Source organism: Colwellia psychrerythraea (assembly GCF_000764225.1).
GTDB classification, from domain to species: domain Bacteria; phylum Pseudomonadota; class Gammaproteobacteria; order Enterobacterales; family Alteromonadaceae; genus Colwellia; species Colwellia psychrerythraea_D.
The window spans coordinates 609,309-620,985 of record NZ_JQED01000005.1 but is presented as its reverse complement, the minus strand read 5'-3'; the positions used below and the strand labels follow the sequence as shown (position 1 = coordinate 620,985).

The following is an 11,677-nucleotide window of genomic DNA, read 5'->3' as shown; positions in this document are numbered from 1 at the left end:
AATATAAATTTTTAGGAGATAACCTACTAAGTTATTTCGATTAATTGAGTATAGCTAAAGCCATTTTTTTATACCTTGATCTCGCTTTATTTCTTATGTTGAAAGACCTAAACAAGGTATAATTATTGATAAACTAACTTTACACTGTATAGCTAATGACGACTTCTATTTTTCAACAAACTGATCATACACTTGATGCCATTGGCCTACGTTGTCCAGAACCTGTGATGATGGTGCGCATGAATATTAGAAAAATTGCTAGCGGTGAAACATTGCTAATAAAATGTGATGACCCATCTACTGCGAGAGACATACCAAGCTTTTGCCGCTTTATGGAACATGAGTTATTGGCTATACAAACAGATACACTACCTTTTTTATATGTTATTAAAAAGAATTAACATGTGTAAGTAAGTATTTCTCCGTGGAACTTTCACTTTGTTTTATTGCCATACATACCTAGTGACAGTTATTAGCTATGGAGCAATATATGATGACCAAGTTTAGTAATAAAAAATTCCTTTCTTTTTTACATAGTAACAAAAAATTTCTCCTTTTCATCCTGTTGATGTCAGTTTTTAGGAGTGCTGTTGCCGACTGGTATTCTGTTCCCACAGGATCAATGAAACCCACAATTCAGGAAGGCGATCGTATCATTGTTAATAAAATGGCCTATGATGTCCGCTTACCCTTTACTGATGTGTCATTACTTTCAGTTGCTACGCCTAAACGTGGTGAGATTATTGTCTTTGAGTCTGAAGCTGCAAATTTAAGGTTGATTAAGCGTGTCATAGGCTTACCTGGTGATATGGTTGAGATGCATAATGAGGTTATTATGATAAACGGGCAGCGCTTATCCTATAAAGATTCACAGAGCTATATTCACCAAGTCAATGCCAAAGAAATCACGACTTCAACAGAAAAAATCGACAATATTACACACTCAATCAACATTGATAACTCTGCTAGTAACCAACTCAGCAATTTTTCTCCCGTAACAGTTCCTGCCGGTCATTATTTAGTATTAGGAGATAACCGTCGACACAGCGCTGATTCTCGAGTTTACGGTTTTGTTCCTCATCAGGAGTTACGTGGAAAAGCTACTGCAATTGCATTTTCTGTTGATTACGCTAATTATTATCTTCCTCGCTCAAATCGTTTTTTTCTAGACATTTATGATATCTAAACATCATTTATTTTTACCAAAAAAAATCCCCAATCCATAAAGTATTGGGGATATTTATGTTAATCTTCAACAAAAATCACGCTGGAATTTGTGCTTTTTTCAACATAACAAACAACTTATCTTTTAACTTAAGTCTTTGCTTCTTTTTGCCTTCTAAATACTCATCACTTGTGTTTTCTACACCCTGCTCTATTCGATTAACTTCGTGATCAACTTCATGATATTCAGTAAATAATCGCGCAAAGTGCTTATCATTGATTTTTAGGTGACGTATCTCATCCTTTAAATCTGGAAATTCGTGATGTAAATCATGTTTCTCTAATGTCATATTTTTCTCCAAAAGTAATTGTTATACCAAGTTGATTAAGTTACTTCCCACTCAGCGAGAATTAAAAGGCTTAAAGGCAAGGCATTGATTGAAGATAATAGTTACTCTATTGTCAAAACCAATAACGCTGCATGTGGATCTTTTAAACTCGCCCTTTAGCAGCTAATTAGCAAAACTGATAACATCACAGAATTAATAAAATATAGAATAACTATGTTTAAAAAATTTTGCTTGTTCTAAGCACGCTAATGTAGCTCTGAGTAGGGAATAAATTTAATCAAATTGGTATTGTTTTATTAAATAGCGCACTTAATGCATTTAGTTGTATAAGGTAGTGCCGATAGTCTGTCTGGGTTAATCGGTTCATCGCACTCTATGCAATTACCATATAAACCATCAGATATCCGTTTTAAGGCTGATTTAACGAGGCTTAACTCTAACTTCGCTTCGTGATGAATTTCATCTAACACACCATCATTTTCGGTTTCTGTTGCTTGTTCAGAAAAATCTTGTGATCTACCTTTATGAAAGTCAGCCTCTATCGCAGTAATTCGCTTTGTTAATTGTATTAACTTATCTTCTAATAATATCGTTATCTCTTGGCTAGGCATAACCAGCTCCTTATTGGTCGGTATTTATAAATCCCCTTACATTCACCTTACGCCTATTTATGTTCTTGTTGTTGATCTAGCTCAAATTTTGAATGTCATTTATTAAATTTTTAGTACTCAAATTTTGGGCATAAAAAAAGGCCATGTTGCCATGACCTTTTTTATTTTATTGCTAGCTTATTTTTTACTGCAAAACAGATATATCAGCAATGGCAAAGAAGCTATTTCTAATTTCATTGAGTAAGGTTAAACGGTTAACTTTCACCGCATCATCATCACTCATGACCATAACACTATCAAAGAAAGTATCAATAGGCGCTTTCAGCTGAGCCAATTCGGAAAGTGCTGCTTGGTAATTCTTTTCAGCCATCAACGGCGCTACTTTCACGTTTATTTCTTGGTAAATTTTAGCTAAATCAAGCTCGGCTTGCTCTGTTGCTAAATCAGTATTGAATGACTGGTAAAGTTCACCATCAAATTTAGCTAAGATATTACCTACACGCTTATTAGCAGCGGCAAGTGTCGCAGCTTCAGGTAATTCACCAAAGAAAGTTACTGCTTTGATACGTTTTTCAAAATCTAATGGCGCACTTGGCTTTTTAGCCAATACCGCTTGAATAACATCAACGCTAATCCCTTGTTCTTGATAAAAAGCTCGGAAACGCCCCATTACAAACTCAAGAACTTCATTGGCTGTATTGTCGTTAACCAATTTATCGCCAAATAATTCAATACTTTTGTTTATTAGCGCAGCAAGGTCTAAATCAAGCTGTTTTTCAATAATAATACGAATACTACCAATAGCAGCTCTTCGTAAAGCAAATGGGTCTTTATCACCCTTAGGTGCTTGTTTAATACCAAAGATACCTACTAAGCTGTCTATCTTGTCACTAATGGCAACTGCACAGCCAATATTAGCTTCAGGTAAAGAGTCACCTGCAAAGCGTGGGCGATATTGATCTTCCAGTGCTTGTGCAATATTTTCATTCTCACCATCATGCAATGCATAATACTTACCCATGGTACCTTGTACTTGTGGAAACTCTAGAACCATATCAGACATCAGGTCTGTTTTACTTAATAAACCAGCACGATATGCATCTTGCGCATTCTCGTTTAATTGCTCAGCAATAAATTGAGATAACATTGCAATACGTTCAGATTTTGCCTTCAATGTACCTAGTTGTTTTTGAAATAAAACGGACTCAAGACTTACTAACCTTGATTCTAAACTTTGTTTTTTATCTGTTTTAAAGAAAAATTCAGCATCTGCTAAACGAGGACGAATTACTTTTTCATTACCAAAAATAACCGCACTTGGATCTTTAGACTCTATGTTAGCAACAAAAATAAACTTATTGATTAATTGACCGTTTTTATCATTGACCGGAAAATATTTCTGATGATCTTTCATCGAATAGATTAACGGCTCTGCCGGAACATTCAAGAAATCTTCATCAAAGGTTCCAACCAAAGTAACTGGCCACTCAACTAGTGCCGTCACTTCGTCAAGTAACTCTTCATCAATTAACGCTACCGCATTCATCTCATCAGCTGCTTGCTTTATTTGTGCAACAATTTTATTTTGTCTTTCATTAAAGTCGACTTCTACATAGGCTTTAGCTAATTCAGCTTGGTAATCATTTGCATGGTTAATGCTCACTAAACCTTCATGATGAAAACGATGACCTTGTACTTGATTACTTGAGCTCACCCCAAGGGCCTCTCCCGCAATAATATCACTACCCAAAAGCATAGTTAACGTTTGTACTGGACGAATAAATTGAGTGCGTTCAGCTCCCCAACGCATAGGTTTAGCAATAGGCAGTTTATTTAGTGCTATTGTTACCATATCCGGTACCAGTTCAACAACGGCTTTGCCAGTTACCGTAGCGCGATGGAGTAACCATTCACCTTTGTCAGTAACTAAGCGCTCGGCTTGAGCAACTTCTATACCATTCGATCTTGCCCAACCTTGTGCCGCTTTACTCGCATTGCCAGCGTCATCAAAAGCTACATTTACAGCTGGGCCGCGTTTTTCGACTATTTTATCTTCTTGTTTTTTAGCTAAATCAATAACTTGAACCGCAAAACGACGAGGTGTTGCAAACCATTTAATATCGCTATACGCTAAATTATGGCTATCAAGTTGGTTCTTTATGTTGTCATAAAAAGCCGTTGCTAATGTTTTTAATGATTTAGGTGGTAACTCTTCAGTACCAAGCTCAATAAGGAGTGTTTCCGTAGTCATTATTTATCTCCTTTCGCTAGTATTTCATTTGCACTAGCCTCATTATTCTTACACATTGGAAAACCGAGTTCTTCTCGTTTTTGGTAGAAAGCTTCAGCAACAGCTTTCGATAAAGTGCGAACACGTAGAATATAACGTTGACGTTCAGTTACTGATATTGCATGGCGAGCATCAAGTAAATTAAATGCATGTGATGCTTTCATTACTTGCTCATAAGCTGGTAACGGTAAATTGGCTTCTATCAATTTTTGACTATCTTTTTCACACTGATCAAATTGAGTAAATAGTGCATCAACATCGGCATATTCAAAATTATAAGTCGATTGCTCTACTTCATTTTGATGGAAAATATCACGATAATATACTGTACCTAATGGACCATCAGTCCAAACAAGATCATAGATACTATCCACATTTTGGATGTACATTGCCAAGCGCTCTAACCCGTAAGTAATTTCACCAGTCACAGGCGTACACTCTAAACCGCCCACTTGTTGGAAATAGGTAAATTGAGAAATCTCCATTCCATTTAACCATATTTCCCAACCTAACCCCCAAGCACCTAATGTTGGAGATTCCCAGTTATCTTCTACGAAACGTATGTCATGAACAAGTGGATCTACACCTAACTCTTTTAACGAATTCAGATAAAGCTCTTGAATATTTTTAGGTGACGGCTTTAGCATTACTTGAAACTGATAATAATGTTGTAAGCGATTTGGGTTATCACCATAACGACCATCCGTAGGACGACGGCAAGGTTGCACATATGCACTGTTAATCGGCTCAGGACCTATTGAGCGTAAAAAAGTCATTGGGTGGAAAGTACCGGCCCCAACTTCCATATCAAGAGGCTGTACGATTGCACAACCTTGACGTGACCAATAATCTTGCAATTGCAAAATTAAGCCTTGAAAAGTTTTACTATTGTAAGTTGTCATGGTGTTCAAATTCACTTTTGTCTGGTTTAACTGAGCAAAGAATATAAAAATCTTTCATATGCTTTGCCATCTTATTCGGCTTATTAATTATAACCATTTTTAGAGTAGTTATTCTACAAAAATGCCCGGATTTGAAGACCGGGCATTTTAATAAGTGCTAAAAAAAACTATATATCAAGGTTTGAAACTTTTAAGGCATTACTTTCGATAAAGTCTCTGCGAGGCTCAACATGATCCCCCATTAGCGTAGTAAACAATTGGTCTGCTGCAATAGCATCTTCAATTGTTACGCGCAGCATACGACGAGTTTCAGGATCCATAGTTGTTTCCCAAAGTTGCTCAGGGTTCATCTCACCCAACCCTTTATAACGCTGAATGTATTGACCACGCTTTGACTCAGCCATCAGCCACTCTAATGCATCTTCAAAGTTTGTTACAGGGTTAATTTTTTCACCACGTTTAACGTATGAACCCTCTTCCATCAAACCATTGATTGCTGCATTTAATGACATAATTGTTGCAAATTCTTTCGATTGTAAGAATTCATAACTACAGTGATACTCTTTATCGATACCATGCTTTCTAACAATGAAGTTAGGGAAATAGATATTACGCTCTTGATTATGCTGCACTTCAACTTTATAGATTGAGCCATTACCATCTTGATTTTCAAGTTGAGTAATAAGGTCTTTTGCCCACTCACTCACTTTAGCTTCATCAGAAAAATCATCAGCTGTGATCGTAGAGCTATATATCATTTTCTCCAAGATATCCGCTGGTATCTGTCTAGATACGCGTTTGATTATATCCTTAGTATTTCGAAATTGATTTACTAACTGTTCTAAAGCCACACCTGAAATAGCAGGAGCACCTTCATTAACATGAATAGCGGCATTATCCAGTGCTAGTGTTGTTAAGTATTCTGTTAGGCCTTCATCATCTTTAATATATCGCTCTTGTTTACCTTTCTTCACTTTGTAAAGTGGTGGCTGTGCGATAAAGATATGTCCTCGCTCCATGATTTCTGGCATTTGACGATAAAAGAAAGTCAATAACAAGGTTCGAATGTGAGAGCCATCGACATCGGCATCGGTCATGATAATAATACTATGATAACGAAGTTTTTCAGGGTTATATTCATCACGGCCAATACCACAACCGAGCGCTGTGATTAAGGTTCCAACTTCCTGAGAAGATATCATTTTGTCAAAACGCGCTTTTTCTACGTTAAGAATCTTACCTTTAAGTGGTAATATCGCTTGGTTTTTACGGTTACGTCCCTGCTTGGCTGAACCACCAGCAGAGTCCCCTTCCACAATATATATTTCAGATAACGCAGGATCTTTTTCCTGACAATCTGCGAGCTTACCAGGTAAACCGGCAATATCTAATACACCTTTGCGACGAGTCATTTCACGAGCTTTACGAGCAGCTTCACGTGCTCTCGCTGCATCAACTATCTTCATAATAATGGTTTTAGCGACAGCTGGATTCTCTAGCAAGTATTCACCTAGTTTTTCACCCATTGCTTGTTCTACAGCCGTTTTAACTTCAGAAGAAACAAGTTTGTCTTTGGTCTGAGAGGAGAATTTAGGATCAGGTACTTTCACCGAAATTACCGCGGTTAAACCTTCACGTGCATCATCACCTGTTGCACTCGTTTCCGTAGAGCCACCTTTTTTACTCTTATTAAGACCTTCTTTAGTCATGTAAGAGTTAAGCGTTCTTGTTAGTGCTGTTCTAAAACCACTTAAATGAGTACCACCATCACGCTGAGGGATGTTATTGGTGAAACAGAAAATATTCTCTTGGAAACCATCATTCCATTGCATCGCAACTTCAACAACAATGCCATCTTCACGCGCTAAATCGAAATAAAATATTTCTTCATTTACTGCAGTTTTATTGGTATTTAAATAATCAACAAACGCTTGAATACCACCATCATAATGGAAGTGTTCTTCTTTACCTTCTTCACGTTCATCAATTAAACGAATTGATACGCCCGAGTTCAAAAATGATAATTCACGAATGCGCTTAACTAAAATATCGTAGTGAAACAATACATCTGAAAATGTATCTGAACTTGGCCAAAAACGAACTTCAGTTCCCGTTTTATCGCTTGCACCCACTTCGGCAAGTGGAGCTTCTGGCTCACCTATATGATAGAACTGTTCATATAATTTTCCATCGCGACGTATGTTGAGTTTTAGCTTTTCGCTTAACGCATTAACCACTGAAATACCAACACCGTGAAGACCACCAGATACTTTATAACCTGAGTCCTCACCACCAAATTTTCCTCCAGCATGTAACACTGTCATGATAACTTCAGCCGCAGAAACACCTTCTTCAGGATGAATTTCTGTTGGAATACCTCGACCATCATCCTTTACAGAAACTGAACCATCTAAATGGATTGTTACTATAATATCAGAACAGTGTCCTGCTAAAGCTTCATCGATTGAGTTATCTAAAACCTCAAAAACCATATGATGTAAACCAGTGCCATCATCCGTGTCACCTATATACATACCAGGTCTTTTTCGTACTGCATCAAGTCCTTTTAGTACCTTAATACTGGACGATCCATATTCATTTTCTACTGTCATAGTTTTAGCCTACTCAATCTTAACTGAATTATTCACAGGTAATATACCACCTTGTTTCACGTGAAACATATGATATTTTGTTTTATTACTACTCTCTTTATCAGTAACAAATGTGTCACTAATAAAAGGTTGTAATACACCTTCTTCTATTGCCGTGATAACAACTTGGCAATCCAAAATACTTAAAGCACGTGACAAAGAGTTTCTAGAATTAACATCTAATTCTGCGCCTATATCATCGATAAGTAAAATTGGTTTTACTCGATTAACTCTTGCAATTAATTTAGCTTGTGCAAAAGTTAATGCCAATAAAAACAACTTCTGCTGTCCCCTTGAAAGCTGGCTTTCCAAAGCTTGTTTGGCTATAAGAAATTTAACATCAAATTTGTGTGCACCGTAAATACTATAACCAAAAGCTTGTTCTCTTTCTTGGCTATCGTTCAATGCATCTATTAAACTCTTTTTTTGCGGCCAGCCCTGCAAATATTGAACAGTAACTTTGTCAGCAATATTAGGTAATAAAATATCTAACCAAAATGGTAATTCAGATATTAGACCTTTTATATATTGAGCTCTTACCTCTGCTATATCTTCAGATAGTTGACAAAATAATTTCGTCCAATAAGCAAACGTTTCTTTATTTAAATTTTGCCGTAAACAAGCGTTTCGTTGTTTCAGGACCCTATTAAATTCTCGCCATTGCTTAGTTGAATCATGTTTCACGTGAAACATTCCTAACTCAACAAAACGTCGGCGCTCTTTTGGCCCGCCAAAAAATAATTTAAAACTTTCTGGAGTGACTATCTGAACCGCAATATTTTTAGCAAGATCAGATAAACGAGCATGGCGCTCTCCATTAATTTTAATAAGCGTAACGCCCGTCTGCAAATCCTTACTTAATCCGAGTTGTAAGTCATTTACATCTTTAATGCTAACGACAAAGTTAACAGTATCATAACGAGCAATATGCTCAGCTTTACTCGTTCGAAATGATTTACCATGCGCCAAAAAAAATATAGCTTCAAGTAAGCTACTTTTTCCACTGCCATTATCACCAATAAAAAAGTTAAACTTAGGGTGAAAATCAATAGCAGCAGCTGACAAGTTTCTAAAGTTAGACGTTGTAAGCCTGGCAACACTCATCAGAAAAAAAAGTACCTAATAACTATAATAATGAAGTTTATAAACGCATAGGCATAACAACATAAAGCGCTTCGCCATTGCTACTGCCTTCGATGACTACACTACTGTTTGCATCTGCTAAAGTAAATTTAACATTTTCATCTTTAATAGCACTCAACACATCAAGCACATAACTAACGTTAAAGCCGATCTCGAGCTCACCATAAGGAAAATGAATTTCAATTTCTTCTTCTGCTTGTTCTTGTTCTGGGTTATTGGCCGTAATTTTCAAGTTGGTATCAGAGAAATTTAAACGAACCCCTTTAAACTTTTCATTTGATAAAATAGAGGCACGAGATAAAACTTGTTTAAGTGCATCTTTATTCGTTTCAAAAACTTTATCACCATTTCGTGGTAATACTCTTCTGTAATCAGGAAATCGACCGTCAACTAATTTACTGGTAAAAGAAAATTCATTATCAATAATGCGAATATGATTGGAGCCTAGAAACACTTGTACAGTCTCATCAACAGGAGCGAGAAGACGAATGATTTCAAGTATCCCTTTACGAGGAACAATAACTTGTCTAGCAGGCAATGCTAAAGTTTCATTTGATATTTTACAAATAGCAAGCCGATGACCATCAGTAGCGACTGAACGAATTTCATTTCCCTCACTTTCTATTGACATACCATTCAAATAATAACGAACATCTTGGTTAGCCATCGAGAAGTGAGTGCTCTCAATTAAGCGCAAAAACTCAGATTTTAATAATTGAAATTCAACATCCCCTTTCCACTCTTCAATATTTGGAAAATCTACAGCGGGTAATGTAGAAAGTGAATATCTGCTTCGACCTGAAGATAACTTAATAGTTTCATCAATAACTTCAAAAGTAATCAAAGAGCTTTCCGGTAGGCTTTTACATATATCTAACAGTTTACGAGCCGGAATAGTAATCTTACCATCGTCACCTTGATTCTGAATTTCAGCATAAGCAACCATTTCAAGTTCTAAGTCTGTGGCCGTCAACGTAAGTGAATGTCCACTAACTTCAAAAAGTATATTACTTAGAATTGGCAAAGTGCTTTTACGTTCAACTGCGCCAGAAACCAACAATAATGGTTTAAGTAGTAATTCCCTATTCAGTGAAAACTTCATTTTGGTACCTGCTTAAGTGCTATTTTTATTATTAATAATTAAGATGAAAGTGTTCTGATTAAGTTTGAATAATCTTCTTTAATATCATGCGTTTCTTCACGTAAAGACTTCACTTTACGGCAGGCATGCAAAACGGTGGTATGGTCCCGACCACCAAAAGCATCACCAATCTCAGGCAAGCTATGGTTGGTTAATTCTTTAGATAAAGCCATGGCTATTTGGCGAGGTCTCGCAACCGATCGGTTCCGTCGTTTTGACAATAGATCTGCTATTTTAATTTTATAATATTCGGCAACCGTCCGTTGAATATTATCAATAGTAACAAGCTTGTCTTGTAAGGCGAGTAAATCTCGTAAAGCTTCACGGACAAAATCGATGGTTATTGCACGACCTGTAAAGTTAGCATTAGCAATAACACGGTTTAATGCCCCTTCCAACTCACGAACGTTAGAACGGAGTCGTTTAGCAATAAAAAATGCAACTTCATCGGCTAAATTAATCTGACTTTCTTGAGCTTTACGTTTTAGTATCGCAACACGAGTTTCAAGTTCTGGTGGCTCTATTGCTAATGTTAAGCCCCAACCAAATCGAGATTTCAATCTATCATCTACGCCATTAATTTCTTTTGGATATCGGTCACTGGTCAATATAACCTGCTGATTTCCTTCAAGTAAAGCATTAAACGTGTGGAAGAATTCTTCCTGAGTTCGCTCTTTACCTGCAAAGAATTGAATATCATCAATAAGTAGCGCATCAACACTACGATAATATTGTTTAAATTTTTCCATAGCATTATTTTGTAATGCTCTTACCATATCTTGTACAAAACGCTCGGAATGCATATAAGCAATTTTAGCATTAGGTTTATTGAGTAAAATTCCATTACCAACAGCATGTAATAAATGCGTTTTACCTAAACCAGTACCACCGTATATGAATAATGGGTTGTATGCAGTACCAGGATTATCTGCCACTTGTGAGGCTGCTGCTCGAGCAAGCTGGTTAGATTTACCTTCGACAAAATTATCAAAAGTGTAATTTAACCGGACATTGGTTTTCTTTGGAATATTACTTTCAGGTTCAGTTACTTTCGGTGTTGAAGCTGCTTTGGCAAACAAAGCTTCATTACCACTCGTACTTTTACCCACTGAACTATTAGTAACGGTATTATCAATTACCGGTTTACTACCCACATCAAATCGAAGTAATAATGGATTACTTGATTCATTAAGAGTAAGCAGTTCGTTGATACGATTTACATATTTATCTCTAACCCAGTCTAAAACAAAACGGTTAGGAGCATAGAGTGTCATAACATTATCATTTATGACGCATTGTAAAGGTCGGATCCACATACTAAACTGCTGAGCAGGCAATTCTTCTTGTAGAACAGATAGGCATCTTTGCCAAGGGGAATGATCCAACCAAAACTCCAGTAGTAACTAGGCTATTATTTTTCTGATG

At 36.6% G+C, this 11,677-nt stretch carries 10 protein-coding genes; 2 read left to right on the top strand and 8 right to left on the bottom strand.

Annotation, left to right across the window (positions count from 1 at the left end; genetic code table 11):
- The first annotated feature begins 155 nt into the window (after nucleotides 1-155).
- Together tusA and lepB are read left to right on the top strand one after the other, a co-directional pair.
- Nucleotides 156-401 carry a sulfurtransferase TusA gene (tusA, locus tag ND2E_RS16580; protein WP_033092662.1) on the top strand — a complete coding sequence of 82 codons (246 nt, stop codon included), beginning with the start codon at nucleotides 156-158 and terminating at the stop codon, nucleotides 399-401.
- 92 nt (nucleotides 402-493) lie between these two features.
- A complete protein-coding gene (gene lepB / locus ND2E_RS16585) occupies nucleotides 494-1,186 on the top strand; it encodes a signal peptidase I (RefSeq protein ID WP_033092763.1) in 693 nt (230 codons plus the stop codon).
- 76 nt (nucleotides 1,187-1,262) lie between these two features.
- Here lepB and ND2E_RS16590 read toward each other — a convergent pair whose 3' ends face one another.
- The 8 genes from ND2E_RS16590 to dnaA form a co-directional block, all read right to left on the bottom strand.
- Nucleotides 1,263-1,514 carry a YdcH family protein gene (locus ND2E_RS16590; protein ID WP_033092661.1) on the bottom strand — a complete coding sequence of 84 codons (252 nt, stop codon included), beginning with the start codon at nucleotides 1,512-1,514 and terminating at the stop codon, nucleotides 1,263-1,265.
- A 296-nt stretch (nucleotides 1,515-1,810) separates the two neighbouring features.
- Entirely contained in the window at nucleotides 1,811-2,125 is a 315-nt protein-coding gene (locus ND2E_RS16595) for a TraR/DksA family transcriptional regulator (RefSeq protein WP_033092660.1), read from the bottom strand.
- Nucleotides 2,126-2,309: 184 nt separating this feature from the next.
- Nucleotides 2,310-4,376, bottom strand: coding sequence for a glycine--tRNA ligase subunit beta (glyS, locus tag ND2E_RS16600; protein ID WP_033092659.1), 2,067 nt, complete (start codon nucleotides 4,374-4,376; stop codon nucleotides 2,310-2,312).
- A complete protein-coding gene (gene glyQ / locus ND2E_RS16605) occupies nucleotides 4,376-5,317 on the bottom strand; it encodes a glycine--tRNA ligase subunit alpha (protein WP_033092658.1) in 942 nt (313 codons plus the stop codon). The genes glyS and glyQ overlap by 1 nt, the downstream gene beginning before the upstream one ends.
- A gap of 167 nt (nucleotides 5,318-5,484) precedes the next feature.
- On the bottom strand, nucleotides 5,485-7,929 hold the full coding sequence (gyrB, locus tag ND2E_RS16610; RefSeq protein WP_033092657.1) for a DNA topoisomerase (ATP-hydrolyzing) subunit B: 2,445 nt from the start codon (nucleotides 7,927-7,929) through the stop codon (nucleotides 5,485-5,487).
- A gap of 9 nt (nucleotides 7,930-7,938) precedes the next feature.
- Entirely contained in the window at nucleotides 7,939-9,072 is a 1,134-nt protein-coding gene (gene recF, locus ND2E_RS16615) for a DNA replication/repair protein RecF (protein WP_033092656.1), read from the bottom strand.
- A gap of 37 nt (nucleotides 9,073-9,109) precedes the next feature.
- Entirely contained in the window at nucleotides 9,110-10,213 is a 1,104-nt protein-coding gene (gene dnaN, locus ND2E_RS16620) for a DNA polymerase III subunit beta (RefSeq protein WP_033092655.1), read from the bottom strand.
- Between the two features lie 38 nt (nucleotides 10,214-10,251).
- The gene (dnaA, locus tag ND2E_RS16625) at nucleotides 10,252-11,637 is read right to left on the bottom strand and encodes a chromosomal replication initiator protein DnaA (RefSeq protein ID WP_150113708.1); all 1,386 of its coding nucleotides are present in this window, start codon (nucleotides 11,635-11,637) and stop codon (nucleotides 10,252-10,254) included.
- Between the last annotated feature and the right edge of the window lie 40 nt (nucleotides 11,638-11,677).